Origin of the sequence: Serratia sp. H1w, from assembly GCF_000633355.1 — a bacterium.
Taxonomy (GTDB): domain Bacteria; phylum Pseudomonadota; class Gammaproteobacteria; order Enterobacterales; family Enterobacteriaceae; genus Chania.
Map to the genome: position 1 here is coordinate 28,057 of NZ_AYMQ01000057.1, position 22,474 is coordinate 50,530.

Below are 22,474 nucleotides of genomic sequence, written 5' to 3' on the forward strand. Positions count from 1 at the left end.
GAACAGGGGTTTATTTTGGATATGCGCAGACTGTTGACCCGCGTTACCGGGTTGATGTTATTGATGATGTTTTGGGCGCCGTTAAGCTGGGCCGCACAAGGATGGCAGCCACTGGCGGAAAAGATCAACAAAAGCGATCACGATCCACGCGAGTACCAGGCGATCAAACTGGATAACGGCATGGTCGTGTTGCTGGTGTCCGACGCGTTGGCACCCAAATCATTGGCTGCCCTGGCGCTGCCGGTAGGCTCGTTGGAAGATCCCGACAGCCAACTTGGCCTGGCTCATTACCTGGAACACATGGTGCTGATGGGCTCCAAGCGCTATCCGGAACCCGAGAACCTCTCCGAGTTTTTGAAAAAGCACGGTGGTAGCCACAATGCCAGCACCGCGTCTTACCGCACTGCGTACTATCTGGAAGTGGAAAACGACGCCTTGGAACCCGCGGTCGATCGTATGGCCGACGCCATTGCCGAACCCATTTTGGATCCGGGCAATGCGGACCGTGAACGTAACGCGGTAAATGCTGAACTGACAATGGCACGCTCCCGTGACGGTATGCGCATGGCGCAGGTCGGGGCAGAAACGCTCAATCCGGCTCACCCGAGCGCACGCTTTTCTGGCGGCAACCTCGAAACTTTGCAGGATAAGCCAGGCAGCAAGTTGCATGAAGAACTCACCCGTTTTTATCAGCGCTACTATTCAGCCAACCTGATGAAGGGGGTGTTGTACAGCAACCAATCTTTGCCTGAGCTGAGCGCGCTGGCGGTCAAAACCTTCGGCCGCATCCCGAACCACGATGCGAAAGTGCCACCGATCACCGTTCCAGCGGTTACCGCGGAACAGCAGGGCATCATCATTCATTATGTCCCGGCACAGCCGCGCAAGCAGCTGAAGGTCGAATTCCGTATCGATAACAACAGCGCCGAGTTCCGTAGCAAAACCGACACCTATATCAGCTACCTGATTGGTAACCGTAGCACCAATACACTGTCAGACTGGTTACAGAAGCAAGGGCTGGCGGATGCCATCAATGCCGGTGCCGATCCGATGATTGACCGCAACGGCGGCGTGTTCTCGATCAGCGTTTCTCTGACCGACAAAGGGCTGGCGGAGCGCGATAAGGTGGTGGCAGCCATCTTCAGTTATCTGCAAATGCTGCGTGGCGAAGGGATCAAGCAAAGCTATTTTGACGAAATCGCCCATGTGCTGAACCTGGATTTCCGCTACCCGTCGATTACCCGCGACATGAACTACATCGAGTGGCTGGTGGATACCATGCTGCGCGTACCAGTAGAGCATACGCTGGATGCGCCGTATCTGGCAGATCGTTACGACCCTAAAGCCATAGCAGAACGTCTGGGTCAGATGACCCCGGAAAATGCGCGCATCTGGTTTGTCAGCCCGAATGAGCCACACAACAAAACGGCTTACTTTGTCGAGGCACCTTATCAGGTAGAGAAAATCAGCGCACAACGCTTTGAGAAATGGCAGCAGTTGGGTAAAGGGATCGCGCTGTCCTTGCCGGGGCTGAACCCTTATATCCCGGATGAATTTACCCTCAACAAGCCCTCACATGAGTTCAGCAAACCGGAAATGGTGGTAAACCAGCCAGGGCTGCGGGTGCTGTATATGCCGAGCCGCTATTTTGCCGATGAACCCAAGGCCGATGTGACGGTAGCGCTGCGTAACGCCAAAACCATGGACTCCGCACGTAATCAGGTGTTGTTCTCGCTGATGGATTATCTGGCGGGGATCTCGCTCGATGAGTTGAGCTATCAGGCTTCTGTTGGTGGGATCAGCTTCTCGACTTCCCCGAATAACGGCCTGATGTTTAGCGCCAATGGTTTTACCCAGCGTCTGCCACAACTGCTGACTTCGCTGATTGAAGGCTATTCCAACTTTACCCCAACGCAAGAGCAGTTCGAGCAGGCTAAATCCTGGTATCTGGAGCAGTTGGATTCCGCCGAGAAGGGCAAAGCCTTTGAGCTGGCGATCCAGCCGGTACAGATGCTGTCCCGTGTGCCTTACCCCGAACGTAGCGAGCGCCGCGAGGTACTGAAAACCCTGACGTTGCAAGACGTGCTGGCCTACCGTAACAGCCTGATGGCCGAGGCCACGCCGGAGTTATTGGTCGTGGGCAATATGAGTAAACAGCAGGTGGATACGCTGGCTTCCTCATTGAAACACAACCTGGGCTGTATCGGTGTGGAATGGTGGCACGGTGAAAACGTGGTGATCGACAAAAACCAGTTTGCCAACCTGCAACGTCCTGGCAGCAGCACCGACTCGGCGCTGGCGGCGGTATATGTCCCAACGGGGTATGATGAAGTGACCAGCATGGCGTATAGCTCATTGCTGGGGCAGATCATCCAGCCATGGTTCTACAGCCAATTGCGTACCCAGGAGCAGCTTGGCTATGCGGTGTTCTCCTTTGCGATGCCGGTTGGCCGCCAGTGGGGCATTGGTTTCCTGTTGCAAAGTAACAGCAAGCAGCCAGCCTATCTCTATCAGCGCTACCAAGACTTCTATCCGAAGACGGAAAAGCGTCTGCGCGAGCTGAGTGATGCCGATTTCGCCCAATACAAACAGGCGATGATCAATGAACTGCAACAGCGTCCGCAAACTTTGGGCGAAGAAGCCGGGCGTTTCAGTAGCGATTTCGATCGCGGTAACTTTGCCTTCGATACCCGCGAAAAGCTGATCGCTCAGGTCCAGACTTTGACGCCTGCCAAACTGGCGGATTATTTCCATCAGGCGGTGATTAAGCCACAGGGGCTGGCACTGCTGTCGCAGGTGAGTGGCAGCAGCCAGCAGAAAGCCGATTTTGCGGCACCGGGTGAGGGTTGGGTAACCTATCCTAATGCCTCGTCACTGCAAAAAACGCTGCCTCGTAAAGTGGCGCAGCCATGACGAAAGGGGTTCCTCAGCGGCTTGATCCACTGACGTTGCCGCTGTTTGGTGAACGGCTGATCGAGGCCTCAGCAGGGACAGGGAAGACCTTCACCATCGGTGCGTTGTATCTGCGCTTGCTGCTTGGCTTAGGCCAGGCAGCGGCGTTTCCGCGGCCGCTCACGGTAGAAGAAATCCTGGTTGTAACCTTTACCGAAGCGGCCACGGAGGAACTCCGGGGCCGCATTCGCAGCAATATCCACGCATTACGTATTGCCTGCGTACGCGGGCATAGCTCAGACCCACTATTTACCTCGTTGATGGCGGAAATTGACGATCTGCCAGAGGCAGCCGCGCAATTGTTGGCCGCCGAGCGCCAGATGGACGAAGCCGCGATCTACACGATCCACGGTTTTTGTCAGCGAATGCTTACTCACAACGCATTCGAGTCCGGCATTTTGTTCGAACAGACGCTGGTGCAGGATGAACTGCCGTTGCGCCGTCAGGCCTGCGCCGATTTTTGGCGTCGTCACTGCTACCCATTGCCATTGGGCGTTGCACGCGCGGTTAGCCAGGAGTGGAGCGGCCCAGAGGCTCTGTTGAGCGACCTTTCCGGCTATCTGCACGGCGAGGCGCCCACTCTACGTCAGCCGCCAAAAGATGACGAAACGGTGCTGATGCGTCATGAACAGATCGTCGCACGCATTGATGCTCTCAAGGGGCAATGGCAGGCCGCAGCGGCCGATCTGGAAGCGCTCGTCAGTCAGTCTGGCGTCGACAAGCGCAGCTACAGCAGCAAACATTTGCCCAACTGGCTGAACAAGGTGGGGGAATGGGCCGGGCAGGCCACCGAGGATTACCAGTTACCCAAAGAGCTGGAGAAGTTTCGCCAATCGGTGCTGTTGGAGAAAACCAAAAAGGGTGAGGCTCCGCGTCACCCACTGTTTGTGGCTATCGATGAGCTGTTTGCCGAGCCCCTGACGCTGCGTGACCTGATCATGGCACGAGCATTGAGTGAAATACGCCTTTCCATTCAGCAGGAAAAACGTCAGCGGGCCGAACTGGGGTTTGACGACCTGCTCAGCAGGCTGGATGCAGCGCTGCAAAGCGCCGGTGGTGAACAATTGGCGCAAGCGATCCGCCAGCGTTATCCTGTGGCGATGATCGATGAGTTTCAGGATACCGACCCACAGCAATATCGCATCTTCCAGAAACTGTACGTCGGCCGGGAAGAGTGTGGCCTGTTGCTGATCGGCGATCCCAAGCAGGCCATTTACGCCTTCCGTGGGGCAGACATTTTCACCTATATGAAAGCCCGTTCAGAGGTAAGTGCCCACTATACCTTGGAGACCAACTGGCGCTCATCGCCGGCGATGGTTGGCAGCGTGAACCGCCTGTTTGCCCAGGTGGAAAAGCCGTTTCTGTTTGGCCAAATCCCGTTTATTGAGGTGGCCGCCGCGCCGAAGAATCAACAACTGGTCTTTGAGTGGCACAACAAAGCGCAACCGGCCATGCAATTCTGGTTACAGCCAGGGGATGGGGCGGGAGTAAGTGATTACCAACAATTAATGGCTCGCCGTTGTGCGGCGCAAATCCGTGACTGGTTGAGTGCCGGACAAGCCGGTGAGGCTTGGCTGCTCAAGGGGGAGCAACGCCGCCCCGTTCAGGCATCGGATATCACCATTTTGGTGCGCAGCCGTGCCGAAGCGGCGTTGGTGCGTGATGCACTCAGTGCGTTAGCCATTCCCTCGGTTTACCTTTCCAACCGTGACAGCGTGTTTGATACGCCGGAAGCCAAAGATTTGCTGTGGCTATTGCAGGCGGTGCTGGCTCCCGAACAGGAGCGAACCCTGCGTAGCGCTATGGCCACCGGGTTGTTAGGGCTGGATGCCTTGACGCTGGACGAACTGAACCATAATGAGCCAGCCTGGGATGCGTTGGTCAACGAGTTTGATGAATATCGTAGCCATTGGTTGCGGCGCGGCGTATTGCCGATGCTGCGTGAGGTGATGGCCAAGCGCCATCTGGCTGAAAATCTGCTGGCCAGTCCTGGGGGCGAGCGCCGTTTGACCGATGTCATGCACCTGGGGGAACTGTTGCAGGAAGCCACGGCGCAACTGGACGGCGAGCATGCGCTGGTGCGCTGGTTGGCACAGCAGATCGCGCAACCAAACCGCCAATCGGACAATCAGCAATTGCGACTGGAAAGCGATCGTCATCTGGTGCAGGTGATCACCATCCACAAGTCGAAAGGACTGGAATTCGATCTGGTGTGGCTGCCTTTTGTGGGGAATTTCCGCCAGCAGCAACAGGTGCTGTACCACGATCGTCAGACCTTTAAAGTCCTGCTGGATCTCAATGCCAACGAAGAAAGCGTGGCCTGGGCGGAAGAGGAACGCCTGGCGGAAGATTTACGCCTGCTATATGTGGCCCTCACTCGTTCGGTCTATCACTGTAGTATCGGCATCGCGCCGTTATTCCTCGGCACGCGCAAGAAGCAGGGCGATACGGATTTGCATCGCAGCGCGTTGGGCTATCTGGTGCAAGCGGGGCAAGCGGGCGATGCAGCCTATCTGCAAACCTGCCTACAGCAGTTGGCAACCCAAGGCATTGCGCTGTCGCTGGTGGATGCGCCGGGTGAACAGATCTGGCAGCCGCAGATGGCGGCAGCGGCTGAGTTGGCGGCCAATCAGTTTCCTCGCAGGATGCAGGATTTCTGGCGGGTAACCAGCTATACCGGCCTGCAACAGCATGGTTCTAGTCGGATGCAGGAGCTGTTGCCGCGCCTGGACGTTGATGCCGTAGGTGAGCGTGATATGGCTAAACCACCGGCGTTGACTCCTCATACTTTCCCACGCGGCGCGGCCCCCGGCACTTTCCTGCACAGCCTGTTTGAGGAACTGGATTTTACCCAACCGTTAGATGAACAGTGGTTGCTGAAGCAGTTACAGCATCAAGGGCTAGAGGATCACTGGTTGCCGGTATTATCTGGCTGGATGCAGGTGCTGCTGAACGCACCACTGAATAGCAGCGGCGTCGCGCTTTCTGCCTTACCAACAGGAGCCAGGCAAGCAGAGTTGCAGTTCTACCTGCCAATCGGTGGCCTGCTGCAAGCGCGGCAGTTGGATGAACTGGTAAAACGCTACGATCCCCTGTCGGCAGGCTGCCCCGCGCTAGATTTCCAACAGGTGCAGGGTATGTTGAAAGGCTTTATCGATCTGGTGTTCTGCTGGCAGGGCAAATATTACCTGCTGGATTACAAGTCCAACTGGCTGGGCGAAGACAGCAGTGCCTACACCCAGGAAGCGATGGCGCGGGCGATGGCGGAGCACCGTTATGACCTGCAATACCAACTCTATACCTTGGCATTGCACCGCTACTTGGGACATCGTCTGGCCGATTACGATTACCAGCGCCATTTTGGTGGGGTGATTTATCTGTTTTTACGCGGGGTGGACGCCGAGCATGCAGGTAACGGTATTTTTGCCTGCCGTCCGGAATACGCCCTGATTGCAGGAATGGATCGTCTGTTTAGCGGTGAAACGGCCGAGGTTGAGGATGGGCAATGATTGAGATTTTGCATCAGGCGTTGGCACTGGGCGCTTTGCGCCCGCTGGACGTGCAATTTGCCCAGGTGGTGGCCAACGAAGATGAACCCGATATCCTGCTGGCCGCGGCCTGCCTGAGTGCGGAGGCTGGGGCGGGCCACGTTTGCCTGCTGCTCGAACAGCTGTTGCCGGAAAACCTGTTTGATGGCCGTCAGCCGGAGTTGGCCTTGGCCGCCTGGCAGGCCTGTGGGCAACCGGATGTGGCGAGTTGGCAGCAGCGTTTGGCAACCTCGCCAGCGATTAGCGATGGCAGTATGGCAACGCCGATGGTTCTGCAACAGCAGCGGCTATATCTGCAACGTATGTGGCAGAGCGAAGGTGAAGTGGCCACGTTTATCAGTAGTGATAGCGTGCCAGAGGCACTTGAAGAAGCGCAATTACGCACCATTCTCGACCGATTATTTGGTGAGGCTACGGACGAAGCCGATTGGCAAAAGATTGCCGCAGCCGTAGCGGCCACGCGGCGCATCGCGATTATTTCCGGCGGCCCAGGCACCGGTAAAACCACCACCGTTGCCAAGCTGTTGGCAGCGCTGGTGCAGTTGGCGGACGGAGAGCGTCTGCGCATTCAACTTGCTGCGCCCACCGGTAAAGCGGCGGCCCGTCTCACCGAATCCTTGGGTAGCGCCAGCCGCCGGTTGGAGTTGACCCCGGAGCAGCGGGCCTTATTCCCGACGGAGGCGGCGACGTTACACCGCTTGCTGGGCGCTCAGCCAAACAGCCAGCGCATGCGTTATCACCGGGGAAATCAGCTGCATCTGGACGTGCTGGTGGTCGACGAAGCTTCGATGGTGGATTTGCCCATGATGGCCCGGCTGATTGCTGCCTTGCCCCCAAAGGCACGAGTTATCTTCCTTGGCGATCGCGATCAGCTTGCCTCGGTGGAGGCTGGCGCCGTGCTGGGGGACATCTGCCGGTTTGCCGAGCAGGGATATAGTGAAGCCCGTGCGGCACAACTGGCACGTTTGACCGGTTGCCCTTTGCAAGGGCAGCCAGCGCAGGCCGAAGCCGCGGTACGCGATAGCCTTTGTCTGCTGCGCAAGAGCTATCGCTTTGATACCAATTCCGGCATTGGTCAGTTGGCCTTGGCAGTGAATGCTGGCGACAGCAAGCGCGCCTTGGCGTCATTGAAAGGCAGCTATGCCGACGTGGCGGGATACCCACTGCAAGAAACCGAAGATTATCAACGGCTATTGGATAGCTGCGTTGACGGTTATCGCGGCTACCTGCGTCTGGTTGCAGAAGGAGCAGAGGCTACGGCGATCCTGGATGCCTTTGGTCGTTTTCAGTTGCTGTGTGCGTTGCGTGAAGGGCCGTTCGGTGTTGCTGGGCTGAACGAACGTATCGAAACCGGCTTGCAGCGTGCGGGTTTGATTCGTCGCAATCCTGGCCCTGCCGGGCGTTGGTATTTAGGGCGGCCAGTGATGATTGGCCGCAACGATAGCGCGCTGGGGTTATTTAACGGTGATATTGGCATTGCCTTGCCAGGAGAGGGCGGCGATCTGCGCGTGCATTTCCAATTGCCGGATGGCAGCATCAAATCGGTACAGCCTAGCCGCTTACCGGCGCATGAAACCGCCTATGCGATGACGGTACATAAATCACAGGGTTCGGAGTTCGACCATACGGTGCTGGTGTTGCCGAACCATTTCTTGCCGGTGCTGACTCGCGAGCTGGTCTATACCGCCATTACCCGGGCACGCCAGCAGCTCTCACTCTATGCGGTAGACAAGGTACTGGTGAGCGCGATTCGCACCCCCACCCAACGCCGCAGCGGATTGGCAGAACGTTTGCAGATTGGTAAGTAGTCACCGATGGTCGCAGGGCGGCCATCAACTCTCTTGCTTATGCAGAACCCATGGCTCGGGTAAATCATTTTTTATCGCCTCGGCGTAGCTTATTACCAGCTCGCGGGCTTCCTCACTGTGCTGCATAAACTGTTTTAATGGACATATTACGGTCTGCTCAAGAGTAAAGGAACTTGTTAGTGACTCAGGAATAAATTTTAGTGTTCTTCCCGTTAACGTCCGGCTAAAAAATTTCTTATTCAGTTTGAATTCGCTGTGATAAATATCTGCTGCAATTTCCAGTGTATTTTGTTGTGGGGAATAAGCAACGTGCCAATGCAGGCTATGCCAACGATCATCAGGTTCGTTGGAGCATAAGCTCTCAAGGTATCCAGCACCTTTGTTTTTCACCATTTTCACGCTATTGTTGAAGCGTTTTTTTCTTAGGAAATAGGTTGAAACCATGAAAATAATAATGACGAAGAAGTTTAAAAAATAAGACAGAACAAAAGCAGAAACACACCAGGGACCTGTCCCAAAGTCATAAATAAAAGAGGCGAACACCATGCTTGCTAGCAGGGATAATAGATATGCCATGATAGAATAACGTTTGTTATCACGTTTTATTTTTATAAAATTATAGATACCAAAACAGAGTATGAGGCCATAAAAAAAGATCAGTGAACGATCAAACATGATAGTTTTCCCTATCTATCAGCACGTAACGTAGCTTCCTAGTTTAGGCGAAATCCAGACGTAAAAAAACCGACTGGTGAGGTTGATGCTTGTTAGTTAAGGCCATCAGTCGCCCTCACCCCGGCCCTCTCCCGATATAGCGTCCAGGGTACCTTACGCACAGTGATGGGGAGAGGGGGCGAGTCCGGAACCGCAGGTTGGTGCCGGTATCAAATTGTAGCACGTTAAGTCCCCTCTCCCTTTGGGAGAGGGCTAGGGTGAGGGGGGATGACCTCTCATCGCTCAAAGGTCGGCCAACAGGATCTTCGAACGGCGCTGGTAGTTATATAACGCCTGCTTCTGCATTGGCAGCACGTCGACTTCTGCCGGGGTGAAGCCGCGCTCCTGGAACCAGTGAATGCTGCGGGTGGTCAACACAAACAGCTTCTGTAGCCCCATCTGGCGCGCCTGACTCTCTACCCGCTGCAACAGCATCTCCCCCCGCGACGAACTGCGGTAATCCGGATGCACCGCCACGCAGGCCATTTCACCAATCTTCTCTTCCGGGAACGGATAGAGCGCCGCGCAGGCGATGGTCAGGTTATCGCGTTCAATAATCGTGAACTTGTCGATCTCCATTTCCAACTGCTCACGCGAACGGCGCACTAAAATCCCTTGCTGCTCAAGCGGGCGAATCAACTCAAGTATGCCACCGATGTCGTTGATGGTTGCCCGGCGCACCTGCTCGGCGCTTTCCATCACGATCTGGGTACCGATCCCGTCGCGTGAGAATAGCTCCTGTACCAGCGCACCATCCTCCTGATAGCTGATCAGATGGCTACGGCGTACCCCGCTGCGGCAGGCCTTTACAGCGCCACGCAGGAAGCGCACGGTGCCGGAATGGTAATCACCGGCATCTTCCAACTGTTCGATACGTTTTTGCGCATCGTTGGGGAACAGTTCGGAAAGGATATTGCCTTCCTCATTGGTCACCCCTTGTGATGAGCAGAAACCGATCATTTTCTCGGCCTTCAGCTTGATCGCCAACTGGGTGGCGACTTCTTCCGAGGTCAGGTTAAAGCTTTCGCCGGTTACCGATACCGCCACCGGGCCAATCAGCACGATAGCCTTGCTGTCCAACTGGCGATGAATGGCTTCTTCATCAATACGGCGGATACGGCCGCTGTGGCAATAATCGACGCCGTCATCCACGCCCAGCGGTTGGGCGATAATAAAGTTGCCGCTGACCACGTTGATGTGGGCCCCTTGCAGCGGGGTGTTATTCAGGCTCATGGAAAGCCGGGCGGTAATATCCAGTTGTAACAAGCCGGCGGCCTGCTTGACCAGCTCCAACGTATGGGCGTCGGTTACCCGGGTATGCTTGTGGTAAATCGGTTCGTAGTTATGCTGCGCCAGATTACTGTCAATCTGCGGTCGTGCGCCGTAGACCACCACCAGACGAATGCCTAGGCTATGTAACAGCCCAATATCGTTGACGATACTGGAAAAGTTTTCATGTTCAATAGCTTCGCCGCCCAGCATGACGACAAAGGTCTTGCCACGGTGAGTATTGATATAGGGAACCGAGTGACGAAATCCTTGCACCAGCTCTGTACTACGTTCCTTCACGGCAAGACCTCTTTTGCATATTTATACGGTATTTTTGTATTTTTATTCTTTTCTTGCGCCGAAGGCAAGCGGCAATTGCAGCGAATTTTAGCGTCCGATACGCTAACTGATTAATAAATTGAAAGATCATAAAAACATTTTCTGATGACAGCGCTGAATGTATTGGGTAAAGTTTTCGCCATTGTTTTTTTTTGCTGTTTTTTTAGTCATTATTTTCACCGGAGGCGCATGCCTAACTCTAATCACAATCTGGGTCGCCGTCGTTTATTACAGGGGGTTGCCGCAACCTGGTTGCTGAGTGTGAGTCGCGTTGGTTTCGCCGCTGCTTCTCATGTGATTGCCGTACGTGTCTGGCCGTCCTCAACCTATACCCGAGTGACGCTGGAATCCAATATTCCACTGAAATACAAACAGTTTGCCCTGAGCAACCCAGATCGCATCGTGGTAGATGTGGAAGGGGTACAGCTCAATAGCGTGTTGAAAGGCATTGCCGGGCAGGTGCGCAAAGAAGATCCCTATCTGCAACAGGCGCGGGTCGGCCAGTTCGACAAGAATACCGTCCGGCTGGTGCTGGAACTCAAGCAAAGCGTCAGCCCGAATATGTTTACCCTGGCACCTGTTGCCGAATACCGTAACCGCCTGGTGATGGATCTCTATCCCACCAAGGGCGGCAGCGGTGAAGAGTATGATCCGCTGCTGGCATTGCTGGAAGATTACAACAAGGGCGATGTGGCGCGGACGTTACCGGCAGAGGCACCACAGGCCGGTAAAGCGGGGCGCGATAGGCCGATTGTGATCATGCTTGACCCTGGGCACGGCGGTGAAGATCCCGGTGCCATCGGCAAAAATAAAACCCGTGAAAAAGATATCGTGTTGCAGATCGCCCGCCGTCTCAGCGCGCTGATCAAACGCGAGCCAAACATGAAAGTGTTTATGACGCGTAATGAAGACGTGTTCATTCCATTAAAGGTTCGGGTAGCCAAAGCGCGTAAGCAGCGGGCGGATCTGTTTGTCTCGATCCATGCCGATGCCTTTACCAACCGTGCGGCTCGCGGGTCGTCGGTGTTTGCGCTTTCCACCAAAGGGGCAACCAGCAACGCCGCCAAGTTTCTGGCGCAAACCCAGAACGCCGCCGATGACATTGGCGGGGTCAGCAAGAGTGGCGATCGCTACCTGGATCACACCATGTTTGATCTGTTGCAGACCGCCACCGTCAATGACAGCCTGAAATTCGGTAAGGAAGTGCTGAACCGGATGGGGAAAATTAACCGCCTGCACAAGAATCGCGTCGATCAGGCCGGTTTTGCGGTGTTGAAAGCGCCAGATATCCCGTCGATCCTGGTGGAAACGGCATTTATCAGCAATCTGGAAGAAGAGCGCAAGCTGCGCACCAGCCATTTTCAGCAGCAGGTGGCGGAATCGATTCTGGCAGGGATCAAAGCCTATTTCGCCAACGGTGGGGCTTTGGCTCGCAGTTAACACTGGCGTCGCCCAAGGACGGGCAGGTGGTCTGACTAAGGAGAGGGGGAAATTCAGATACAAAAAAACACCCGTTAAGGTGCTTGTCTGCTGTTATCAAGATTGGTTGCGGGGGCCAGATTTGAACTGACGACCTTCGGGTTATGAGCCCGACGAGCTACCGGGCTGCTCCACCCCGCGTCCGTCTTGATACTGATATTATCGAACCAACCCTTCATGTGATACCGCTGTTGCCATATCGGTTGGTTGCGGGGGCCGGATTTGAACCGACGACCTTCGGGTTATGAGCCCGACGAGCTACCAGGCTGCTCCACCCCGCGTCCGTATAATACCTTTTCTTTCATCGAAGCCAACATTTATTTGATACCGTCATCACAGTATCGGTTGGTTGCGGAGGCCGGATTTGAACCGACGACCTTCGGGTTATGAGCCCGACGAGCTACCAGGCTGCTCCACCCCGCGTCCGATGGAAGCGCACTATACTCTCCAGACGTTTTGATGCAATCCCTTTTTGCATATAATTCATCGAAAGCCATTTTTATGCTGCATTAGTCCCCAATTTGCGTTTTATTTCATCATAATCATCTAGCTGGGAATTTTTAGCGGTAGCGATTCCTTTATCTATGGCCGTTTGTTATCGTTCAGCCAGTTTACCCGCAACCATCGGGTATAGAACATATCAGTCTGAGAGAGTGTGCAATGAAAGGACGTTGGGGCAAATACCTGCTGGGTGGGTTAGTGATTGCGGTGCTGGCCGGTTGTTCGTCAAAACCGACCGACCGGGGGCAGCAGTATAAAGATGGTCATCTGGATCAGTCGCTGGAGTTGGTGAATCGCCCCAATGCCAGAGGCGCCCCGATCAACGGCCAGGATTACTCCAACCAACTGATGGAGATTAAATACGCTTCGCCGTCGCTGTTTAACCGTAATAACTCCACCTATCAGGCAGTCCAGAGCTGGATGGCGTCGGGGGCGGATACGCGCCAACTGAACCAGTTCGGCCTTAGCGCCTACCAGATGGAAGGCGTCGACAGCTATGGCAACGTCCAGTTCACCGGCTACTACACTCCAGTGTTACAGGCACGCTATACCCAACAGGGCGAATTCCGCTACCCGCTGTACAGCATGCCAGGTAAAGGTAAGCGCCGTCTGCCGGATCGTGCCGGTATCTACTCCGGGGCGTTGGATAGCCGCTATATCATCGCTTACACCAATTCCCTGATGGATAACTTCATGATGGAAGTGCAGGGCAGCGGTTATGTCGATTTCGGTAACGGTCAGCCGTTGGTGTTCTTTGGCTATAGCGGTAAGAACGGCCATGCCTACCGCAGTATCGGCAAAGTGTTGATCGATCGCGGGGAAGTGGCCAGGGCCGATATGTCGATGCAGGCCATTCGTCATTGGGCGGAAACCCACAGCGAAGCCGAAGTGCGTGAGTTGCTGGAACAAAACCCGTCATTCGTGTTCTTCCACCCGGTGCCTTTCGCTCCGGTGAAAGGGGCCAGCGCGGTGCCGCTGATTGCCAAAGCCTCCGTGGCTTCCGATCGCTCCCTGATCCCGGCGGGCACGACGTTGCTGGCAGAAGTCCCGTTACTGGACAACAAGGGTAAATTCACGGGAAAATATGAAATGCGCCTGATGGTCGCGCTCGACGTGGGCGGGGCGATTAAAGGTCAGCACTTTGATATGTACCAGGGGATCGGCCCGGAAGCCGGTCACTCGGCGGGGTTCTATAATCACTATGGCCGGGTCTGGGTATTGAAAGGCGGCAACGCTGGGGCGCAGTTGTTCAGCGCTAATCAACCACTGTCTTCATCGAGTGGTTCCCAACTGGTCACCCGTTAAGTTAAAACATGTTCGACCGTAGTGGGCGCTGCATGCTGCGCCCGTTTAGCAACGCCCAACGTTGTGAGTCCGGTAGTTTATGAGCGCCCTCAGGGCCGGATCTTCCGGCCCTGACTATTTTACAACCAAGGTAAGTAAAACGACATGAGTACAGCCTATTCAGAGGCCTATTTGCAGCGTTTTGGCGGCACGGCACGCCTGTATGGCCAGTCGGCATTGGCGCTGTTTGCCCAGGCGCACGTTTGTGTGATCGGTATTGGTGGCGTCGGCTCATGGGCGGCTGAAGCGCTGGCAAGAACCGGCATTGGCGCGATCACCCTGATCGACATGGATGACGTGTGCGTCACCAACACCAACCGGCAGATCCATGCCCTGCGCCAGCATGTTGGCCAGTCGAAAACCGAAGTGATGGCGGAGCGCATTCTTGCGATCAACCCGGAATGCCGGGTGACCTGCGTGGATGATTTTGTTACCCCGGATAACGTCGCCGAGTTGCTGGACCATAACTTCAGCTATGTGATTGATGCCATCGACAGCGTGCGGCCAAAAGCGGCGTTGTTGGCCTATTGCCGCCGTTTCAAGATCCCGGTGGTAACGACTGGCGGTGCCGGCGGGCAGATCGATCCTACGCAGATCGCCGTGGCCGATCTGGCGAAAACCATTCAGGATCCGCTGGCAGCCAAACTGCGTGAAAGGTTGAAGAACGACTTTAACGTAGTGAAAAACAGCAAGGGTAAGCTGGGCATTGATTGCGTCTTCTCCACCGAACCATTGATGTACCCGCAGCCGGATGGTTCAGTGTGTGCTTCTCGCAGTACCGCAGAAGGGCCGAAGAAAATGGATTGCAGCGCCGGTTTTGGTGCGGCGACCATGGTCACCGCGACCTTTGGCTTTATTGCCGTCTCCCACGCGTTGAAGAAGATGGTGGCAAAGGCAGCTCGTCAGGCATAACTGGCGGCTATAGCATGGATCCTGGCCGCCAAGGCAGCCAAGCCGCTGGCTCGGGTGGCGCTGAGCTGAGCACGTAGCGCCAACTGATCGAACAAGGCCAAGGGATCGGTGCCCAATACCTGTTGCGGCGTTTTACCTTCGACAGCGGTCAGCAAGATTGCCAGCAGGCCGCGCACGATGCGCCCTTCGCTGTCGCCATAAAAATGCAGCGTCCCATCAGCCAGCAACTGATGCCCCAGCCAGACACGGTTTTCACAACCGCTCAGTTCCCTCTCCGCCTGCCGTAACTCTGCTGCCAGTGGCGGCAAGCGTTTTGCCAGCATGATCAGTTGGCGGTAACGATCTTCCCACTGTTTCAACGCACTGAATGTTGCTATCAGCGCTGGCTCAGTAATTTCACGGCCAAAAGGGTGTGGGGCAAGCAAGGATTCTTGGTTTTGCATCTTATTCGGCCAGTAATTCGATGGCGTTGGTCAATGCCAGCACCAGGGCATCGACATCTTCCTGCGTATTGTAAGGCGCAAACGACGCGCGCAACGTTCCGCTCACCCCTAATGCGGCGATCAGGGGCTGGGCGCAGTGCTGGCCCGCGCGTACCGCAATGTTTTGTTCGGCTAACAGGGTGACGATATCGCTGTGGTGGATCCCGGCAATATCAAATGCCAGGACGCTGGAGCCGGAACTGCGGAAGCTGCGAAATCCAGGTAACAGCTGCAAGCGCTGCTCGGCATTTTCCGCCAGGGCGCGGCTGTACTGTTCAGCAGCGGCCATATCCTGTGTTTCCAGCCAGCTCAATGCGGCACCCAGCCCAAGCACCCCGGCAATATTCGGTGTGCCAGCCTCAAAGCAGTGCGGCGGTTTTTGTGGCGTAAAGCCGCTGAAAGAGGCCTGAGTCAGCATTTTCCCCCCGCCTTGCCACGGCCCCATTTGAGCCAGCAACGTGGTCTTGCCATACAGCGCACCGATGCCGGTTGGGCCATAGAGCTTATGCGCAGAGAAGGCGTAGAAATCGATATCGAGCCGCTGGACGTCGGCTGGGCAATGCACAATGCCCTGCGCGCCGTCGATCATCACCACCGCATTCACCGCGTGGGCCAGCTCGATGGCTAGTGCGATATCCGGGCATCCGCCGGTGACGTTAGACATTTGCCCCAAAGCCAGAATGCGGGTTTTTTCGCACAACAGGGAAGGGAGCAGCGACAGATCCGGCAGACGATCGGTGCCTATCGGCAACTTCACCACCTGAGCACCGGTCTGTTCGGCCACCATCAGCCATGGGATCAGGTTGGCATGATGCTCGGCCTCGCTGACCAGGATCTGATCCCCCGGCTGCAGGCGTGGGCGAGCATAGCTTTGCGCGACCAGATTGATCGCTTCTGTGGTGCCACGCGTCCAAACGATATCGTCCGCATCAGGGGCATTAATCAGGGTAGCGACCTGCTGGCGTGCCTGCTCAAAGCGCTGAGTCAGATCCTGCGCCGCGCGATGCTGGCTTCGGTGTACGGTGGCGGCGTCAGCACTGTAAAACTGCTGCGTTGCGTCGATCACCGCCTGCGGTTTTAGCGCGGTAGCGGCACTGTCCAGATAAATTCCTGCCTGTTGAAGGGCCGGAAACTGGCTGCGGAACAAGATAGGCTCAAAAGGCGTCATCGGCTGATTATCAGTGGCTTTGTCAGCCATTGATCCTGTCCTATTTTGGCGTCTGAGACAAGTTATCCTGCACAATTGTCGCCGTTTCCTGGAAATCTGACGAAAGTTTGTTATGCTGAATATTGGCGTACGAATGAGTTCCTTAAATAACAGAAATGAGTTTTACAGCATTTTTATCTACAAGGAGTCACAAATGAACAAGACAGCCGCAGTTATCTCTGCCCTGATGCTCACGTTTACCCTGGCAGCTTGCTCAAGCAACTACGTCATGCATACCAGCGATGGACGCACCATTGTCGCCGATGGGAAACCAAAGGTAGACGAAGATACCGGGATGATCAGCTACAAAGACGCCAACGGTGTTGAACAGCAGATTAACCGTGCCGATGTGAAGGAAATGGTTGAAGGTAAGTAGGTTGTGTCCCGCCATTGAGCGTGGCACCGTCGCAGTCCCAAAAGCCCGTAATCAAGGCGGAGGGTGCAGGGCCTAGTGGGTCTAAGTTCAAGCCCGACAACGCTGAGTACGGGCTTTTGGGGCGCGACCCTTCGGGCTGGGGCCATTTGGACGCGTATCTGCGTTTCTCCCCGCTTATTTGGGCCCACCAAACTGCACGGTTCGTGCCTTGCTACGCGTCCAAATGACCTCCAGCGGTGCTCACGTGCAATGACGGGACACAACCTGGAAACCTGCAGGCAAAAAAAAGCACCGCAAAGCTTGCGGTGCTGCATAAAATCACTATGGACAGACAGGGTAAATGTACAGGAAGTGAAAAACAGTAGCCTAGCTACCATGTCCGAATTGGCGGACAAATTGCAAACACAACATCACAACCACAAAGCCAAAAGTTCATCGGCGTCCTCGACACCCAATTCCTTTTCGTTCCGGCTCGGGAAGTGCCGCCACTATAGGTATTTACTGGCGCATGCTCAACGGACAATTTATAATGGCTCGGATTAAAAAAACTAATGGCAATAGTCCACACGGATGGGCTACTGACGTTATGTATCTTGCGGCCTGATCCTGTTTGCGAAACCCGTCGGCCAGTTGTTACATAAATGTAACTAAAGCCGAGGAGTGACCTAGTGGTCGCTCTTGTGCATTCAACTGACAACGCCGTAGTTTGCAATACACAAGGGCCAATTCATGTCTAAACGTCTCCCTCCTCTTAATGCACTGCGGGTTTTTGACGCGGCAGCCCGCCATTTAAGCTTTACCAAGGCGGCCGAGGAGCTGTTTGTTACCCAGGCCGCGGTGAGCCATCAGATCAAATCGCTGGAGGATTTTCTGGGGCTGAAGCTGTTTCGGCGGCGTAATCGTTCGCTGTTACTGACCGAAGAGGGGCAAAGTTATTACCTCGATATCAAAGAAATTTTCTCTTCGATCAACGAGGCAACACGCAAGCTCCAGGCACGTAGCGCCAAAGGGGCATTGACGGTCAGCCTGCCGCCCAGTTTCGCCATTCAGTGGCTGGTGCCACGCCTTTCCAGCTTTAACTCAGCTTATCCGGGGATCGATGTGCGCATCCAGGCCATTGACCGTGAAGAGGAAAAGCTGGCGGATGACGTTGATGTGGCGATTTTTTATGGCCGAGGCAACTGGCCGGGGGTACGCACCGAGCGTTTGTACGCGGAATATCTGCTGCCGGTATGTTCTCCCAGCCTGTTAACGGGCGATCATGCACTGAAAGTGCCAGGGGATCTGGCTTATCATACGCTTCTGCATGATACTTCACGCCGCGACTGGCTGGCATATACCCGCCAACTGGGGTTACAGCATATCAACGTGCAGCAAGGGCCAATCTTTAGCCATAGCGCCATGGTGGTTCAAGCGGCCGTGCATGGCCAGGGGATTGCGCTGGTGAACAACGTGATGGCGCAAACCGAGATCGAAGCCGGTCGATTGGTGTGCCCGTTTAATGACGTGCTGGTAAGTAAAAACGCTTTTTATCTGGTATGTCATGACAGCCAGGCAGAACTGGGTAAAATAGCCGCCTTTCGCCAATGGATCTTGGCGCGTGCGGCCAGCGAACAGGAGAAGTTCCGCTTTCGCTATGAACAATAGGGCCGGCTGCCGTGATGCTGTGGCTGGTTAACCTCGATTAAGGTGAATAACGATGAGTAGCCGTTCTATGCTGATTTTTGCTGCTATCAGTGGTTTTGTATTTGTTGCTCTGGGCGCATTTGGTGCGCATGTATTAAGTAGTGCGCTCGGGGTCAACGAAATGGCCTGGATCCGCACCGGGCTGGAATACCAGGGTTTCCATACTCTGGCGATCCTGGGGCTGGCTGTTGCCATGCAGCGCCGGGTCAACCTGTGGTTTTATTGGAGCGGGGCGCTGTTAGCGCTCGGCACCGTGTTGTTCAGCGGCAGCCTGTACTGTCTGGCGCTGTCTCACCAAAAGGTTTGGGTTTATGTCACGCCAGTAGGCGGGACCTGCTTCCTGATCGGTTGGGCATTGATGTTGATTGGCGCTTTGCGTCTGAGGAAAAAGGCCGAGCGCCATGAATAAAATCGCGTTGTACTGCCGCCAAGGGTTTGAAAAAGAGTGTGCGGCGGAAATCACCGACAAGGCCGCCCAGTTGGAAGTGTTCGGTTTTGCCAGAGTCAAAGACAACAGCGGCTATGTGCTGTTTGAGTGCTATCAGCCGGACGATGCCGATCGCCTGGCGAAAGAGATCCCGTTCCGCGAACTGATCTTCGCCCGCCAGATGTTGGTGGTGGGTGAGTTGCTGCGCGATTTGCCGCCGGAGGATCGGGTTTCACCGATTGTTGGCATGCTGATGGGCGTGGTCGATCGCGGTGGTGAATTACGGGTCGAAGTGCCGGATACCAACGAAAGCAAAGAGCTGCTGAAGTTCTGCCGCAAGCTGACCGTACCGCTGCGCAGTGCCATGCGTGAGCAGAAAGTGCTGATGGCCCGTGAGAACGCATCCCGCCCAGTGGTGCACGTATTCTTCATCGCACCGGGTTGCTGCTATGTGGGCTATTCCTACAGCAACAACAATTCTCCGTTCTATATGGGGATCCCACGCCTGAAGTTCCCGTCCGATGCCCCAAGCCGCTCTACGCTGAAGCTGGAAGAGGCTTTCCACGTGTTTATCCCGGCAGACGAATGGGACGAGCGTTTAGGCAGCGGGATGTTTGCGGTCGATCTGGGGGCGTGCCCTGGCGGGTGGACCTACCAGCTGGTCAAACGCAGCATGATGGTGCATTCGGTGGACAATGGCCTGATGGCCCAGAGCCTGATGGATACCGGGCAGGTAACCCATCACCGTGCCGATGGTTTCCGGTTCGAACCGACCACCAGCAAAAACTACTGGGTAGTGTGCGATATGGTAGAGAAGCCGGCCAAGGTCACCAGCCTGATGATCCAATGGCTGCTCAAAGGTTGGTGCCGTGAGGCGATCTTTAACCTGAAGCTGCCGATGAAGAAGCGTTATGAAGAGGTCGCTCAGAACCTGCAAAGTATCCACGAGGCCTTGGCCAACGAAGGGATTAGCGCAGAGATCCACGCCAAGCAGCTGTATCATGACCGGGAAGAAGTCACCGTGCATGTGCGCCGCATGTGGTCGGCCATTCCTGGCCGCCGCGACGAGCGCGAGTAAGACGATAGGGCGCTGCCGTGGGTAGCGCCCTTAATTTGTTGGCAAACGTAACTGTTGCAGATTGCCGTCCAGCGTCAGATCGGTACGCAAAGTAGCGACCTGCTTGCTGATATAGGCCAGCTCACGGTGTTCTAACAGCCTGCTGTGCCATTTTTCCGGCACCTGTTCCAGGTGTTGATACAAAGCATCCAGACTCCCCATCTGTTGCAGCAGCAATACCGCCGTTTTGGGCCCGATACCGGCAACGCCCGGGATCTTGCTGCTACCAATTCCCGCCAGCCCCCAATAATCCGTTAGCTGTTGTGGTAACACGCCAAACTCTTGCTGGACAAACGGCATATCCAACCAGCGTTTCTGGAAGTAGTCACGGATCTGCACGCTGGGTGCCAGCAGTTGGCAGTAGCCTTTGTCGGTGGAGACAATCGTCACTTGGTGACCGCCAGCGGCAAGTTTGGCTGTCAGAGTGGCGGCCAGGTCGTCCGCTTCGTTGCCCGCTGAATGCCAACTGGTAACGCCTAGTTCGGCAAATGCCTGACGCAACTGCGGCATTTCCTGATGCAGGTTGTCTGGCATCGGCGAGCGCCCGGCTTTGTAATCGGGCAGTATTTGATGACGCCAGCTTGCGCTGCGGTCGTCCTCGTCGAACACCGCGACGGCGTGGGTGGGTTGGCTGTGTTGGATCAACTGCAAAAGCGCATGCTTGCAAGCGTTGACGCAAGGGGACCCCTGCACGGCATGAATGCGGCGGATCAGGTTCAGGGCATCGACAATCAGTAAATGAATAGGCATAGGCAAGACAGCAACGTTAAGAATAAGGGCGGAGATTACGCCGCCCTGGGTGAGGGTTACGCTACGATCTCATAGCAAGGTACGTAGGCGGTTCCCGGCAGTTTCATGCGATGCTGGGCAACAAAGCCCTGCAACAGGCTATCCATCTGCTTCATCATTAACGGATCGCCATGTAGCTTGTACGGGCCGAACTGTTCGATGGCATGAATGCCGTTCTCCTTCACGTTACCCGCCACAATCCCTGAGAACGCACGGCGCAATGCCGCCGCCAACTGTTCCGCCGGTTGGTTCGGATACAGGTTGAGATTGGCCATGTTTTCATGGCTTGGCTCGAACGGGAGTTGCAGATCCGGTGCAATGCGGATCGACCAGTTAAAGCTGTAGGCATCGCCGGTATTGCGACGGTTCTCTTTCACCAGCGGCATGGCCTTTTTCATCTGACGGGCCACTTCGGCCGGATCGTCGATGATGATGGTGTAGTGACGGCGGGCTTTCTCACCCAGCGTATTCATGATGAATTCGTCCAGCACGCGGAAATAATCGGCGCTTTCTTTTGGCCCGGTAAGGATCAGCGGCAGGACCTGTTCGCTGTTTTCCGGGTTCATCAGAATACCCAGCAGATACAGCAGCTCTTCCGCCGTACCGACCCCGCCAGGGAAAATGATGATGCCATGCGCAATACGCACGAAGGCTTCCAGACGTTTTTCGATATCTGGCATGATCACCAGTTCGTTAACCAACGGGTTCGGCGGTTCAGCGGCAATAATTGAAGGTTCAGTCATGCCGATAAAGCGGCTGTTGTGGTAGCGCTGCTGCGCATGGCCGACAGCGGCCCCTTTCATCGGTGCCTCCATCGCCCCTGGCCCACAGCCGGTGCAGATATTCAGCTCACGCAGGCCCAGTTGGCTACCAACCTTACGGGCATACAGATATTCGTTCTCATTGATCGAGTGGCCGCCCCAGCACACCACCATGTTCGGATCTTCGTCAAGGTGCAGCGTGCGGGCATTACGCAGGATGGAGAACACCAGGTTGGTGATATGCACGGAGTCTTCCAGATCCATATGTTGGAAGCGCCCGGCGTTGTCCATTTGGCCGTGGACAAACAGGATATCGCGCAGTACGGCAAACAGGTTGGCCTGTAGTGAGCGAATGATGCGGCCATCAACGAAGGCCTCTTCTGGCGGGTTCACCAGCTCCAGTTTTACACCACGCTCACGACGTAGTACGTTGATATCGAAGTTTTCATAGCGCGACAGCAGCTGTTTGCTGTTGTCGGTTTGGCTACCGGAGTTTAACACCGCCAGGGAGCAGTTGCGGAACAAGCGGTACAGGTCGCTGCTGGCGGTACGCTTGAGCATGTCTACTTCTAACTGCGACAATAAATCCATAGCGCCAAGTGGGCTGATATGTGTAATCAAGGTAACTCCTTTGCGCCCATTATGGGGCGATAATAATCCTTACCGGCTTGTGCGTACGCCGGTAAGAATTTTGCAATGCCTGCCAGAATGCCTGGCTAAAAAGCGGGCATCCTTGATTTAACCTTACCGCCGTCCCCGGATT

Annotated in this window: 16 protein-coding genes and 3 tRNA genes; 10 read left to right on the top strand and 9 right to left on the bottom strand. The window is 55.4% G+C overall.

Translation table 11 applies throughout. The features are described 5' to 3' along the window. The first annotated feature begins 21 nt into the window (after positions 1–21). Genes ptrA through recD form a run of 3 tightly spaced genes read left to right on the top strand, consistent with a single transcriptional unit; the run spans position 22 to position 8,308 of the window. Positions 22–2,913 (top strand): pitrilysin, encoded by a 2,892-nt coding sequence (ptrA, locus tag U869_RS0114355; RefSeq protein ID WP_025120850.1) that lies wholly within the window; start codon positions 22–24, stop codon positions 2,911–2,913. After that, positions 2,910–6,461, top strand: coding sequence for an exodeoxyribonuclease V subunit beta (gene recB, locus U869_RS0114360; protein WP_025120851.1), 3,552 nt, complete (start codon positions 2,910–2,912; stop codon positions 6,459–6,461). The genes ptrA and recB overlap by 4 nt, the downstream gene beginning before the upstream one ends. Further along, positions 6,458–8,308: an exodeoxyribonuclease V subunit alpha gene (gene recD / locus U869_RS0114365; RefSeq protein WP_025120852.1), complete on the top strand. Its 1,851-nt coding sequence runs from the start codon at positions 6,458–6,460 to the stop codon at positions 8,306–8,308. The genes recB and recD overlap by 4 nt, the downstream gene beginning before the upstream one ends. 24 nt (positions 8,309–8,332) lie before the next feature. On the opposite strand, the gene U869_RS0114370 is transcribed toward recD, so the two are convergent. Together U869_RS0114370 and argA are read right to left on the bottom strand one after the other, a co-directional pair. Continuing rightward, on the bottom strand, positions 8,333–8,983 hold the full coding sequence (locus U869_RS0114370; protein ID WP_025120853.1) for a hypothetical protein: 651 nt from the start codon (positions 8,981–8,983) through the stop codon (positions 8,333–8,335). 282 nt (positions 8,984–9,265) lie between these two features. Further along, positions 9,266–10,591 (bottom strand): amino-acid N-acetyltransferase, encoded by a 1,326-nt coding sequence (gene argA, locus U869_RS0114375; RefSeq protein ID WP_025120854.1) that lies wholly within the window; start codon positions 10,589–10,591, stop codon positions 9,266–9,268. A 228-nt stretch (positions 10,592–10,819) separates the two neighbouring features. On the opposite strand from argA, the gene amiC reads away from it, so the two are divergent. Continuing rightward, on the top strand, positions 10,820–12,070 hold the full coding sequence (gene amiC, locus U869_RS0114380) for an N-acetylmuramoyl-L-alanine amidase AmiC (RefSeq protein ID WP_025120855.1): 1,251 nt from the start codon (positions 10,820–10,822) through the stop codon (positions 12,068–12,070). Positions 12,071–12,173: 103 nt separating this feature from the next. On the opposite strand, the gene U869_RS0114385 is transcribed toward amiC, so the two are convergent. The 3 genes from U869_RS0114385 to U869_RS0114395 all read right to left on the bottom strand — a co-directional run bounded on the left by U869_RS0114385 (position 12,174) and on the right by U869_RS0114395 (position 12,532). Next, positions 12,174–12,250, bottom strand: a tRNA-Met gene (locus U869_RS0114385). Positions 12,251–12,313: 63 nt separating this feature from the next. Further along, a tRNA-Met gene (locus U869_RS0114390) sits at positions 12,314–12,390 on the bottom strand. 65 nt (positions 12,391–12,455) lie between these two features. Further along, positions 12,456–12,532 (bottom strand) — tRNA-Met (locus tag U869_RS0114395). Positions 12,533–12,769: 237 nt separating this feature from the next. Here U869_RS0114395 and mltA point away from each other — a divergent pair. Beyond that, positions 12,770–13,915 (top strand): murein transglycosylase A, encoded by a 1,146-nt coding sequence (gene mltA / locus U869_RS0114400; RefSeq protein ID WP_025120856.1) that lies wholly within the window; start codon positions 12,770–12,772, stop codon positions 13,913–13,915. Between the two features lie 144 nt (positions 13,916–14,059). After that, on the top strand, positions 14,060–14,866 hold the full coding sequence (gene tcdA / locus U869_RS0114405; protein WP_025120857.1) for a tRNA cyclic N6-threonylcarbamoyladenosine(37) synthase TcdA: 807 nt from the start codon (positions 14,060–14,062) through the stop codon (positions 14,864–14,866). Here the strand turns inward: tcdA and csdE are convergent. Both csdE and csdA read right to left on the bottom strand, forming a co-directional pair. Continuing rightward, a complete protein-coding gene (gene csdE / locus U869_RS0114410) occupies positions 14,857–15,291 on the bottom strand; it encodes a cysteine desulfurase sulfur acceptor subunit CsdE (RefSeq protein ID WP_025120858.1) in 435 nt (144 codons plus the stop codon). The genes tcdA and csdE overlap by 10 nt on opposite strands. A gap of 19 nt (positions 15,292–15,310) precedes the next feature. Beyond that, positions 15,311–16,516 (bottom strand): cysteine desulfurase CsdA, encoded by a 1,206-nt coding sequence (csdA, locus tag U869_RS0114415; RefSeq protein WP_025120859.1) that lies wholly within the window; start codon positions 16,514–16,516, stop codon positions 15,311–15,313. A 193-nt stretch (positions 16,517–16,709) separates the two neighbouring features. On the opposite strand from csdA, the gene U869_RS0114420 reads away from it, so the two are divergent. The 4 genes from U869_RS0114420 to rlmM all read left to right on the top strand — a co-directional run bounded on the left by U869_RS0114420 (position 16,710) and on the right by rlmM (position 20,122). Next, the gene (locus tag U869_RS0114420; RefSeq protein WP_025120860.1) at positions 16,710–16,931 is read left to right on the top strand and encodes a YgdI/YgdR family lipoprotein; all 222 of its coding nucleotides are present in this window, start codon (positions 16,710–16,712) and stop codon (positions 16,929–16,931) included. A 729-nt stretch (positions 16,932–17,660) separates the two neighbouring features. Then, entirely contained in the window at positions 17,661–18,578 is a 918-nt protein-coding gene (locus U869_RS0114425) for a transcriptional regulator GcvA (protein ID WP_025120861.1), read from the top strand. Positions 18,579–18,630: 52 nt separating this feature from the next. Then, the gene (locus U869_RS0114430; protein ID WP_025120862.1) at positions 18,631–19,026 is read left to right on the top strand and encodes a DUF423 domain-containing protein; all 396 of its coding nucleotides are present in this window, start codon (positions 18,631–18,633) and stop codon (positions 19,024–19,026) included. Further along, on the top strand, positions 19,019–20,122 hold the full coding sequence (gene rlmM, locus U869_RS0114435; RefSeq protein WP_025120863.1) for a 23S rRNA (cytidine(2498)-2'-O)-methyltransferase RlmM: 1,104 nt from the start codon (positions 19,019–19,021) through the stop codon (positions 20,120–20,122). Before U869_RS0114430 ends, rlmM begins: the two co-directional genes overlap by 8 nt. 30 nt (positions 20,123–20,152) lie before the next feature. Here rlmM and xni read toward each other — a convergent pair whose 3' ends face one another. Next, complete coding sequence (gene xni, locus U869_RS0114440) at positions 20,153–20,911, bottom strand: flap endonuclease Xni (protein WP_025120864.1); 759 nt, start codon at positions 20,909–20,911, stop codon at positions 20,153–20,155. A gap of 56 nt (positions 20,912–20,967) precedes the next feature. Further along, entirely contained in the window at positions 20,968–22,332 is a 1,365-nt protein-coding gene (ppnN, locus tag U869_RS0114445; protein WP_025120865.1) for a nucleotide 5'-monophosphate nucleosidase PpnN, read from the bottom strand. Positions 22,333–22,474 lie beyond the last annotated feature (142 nt).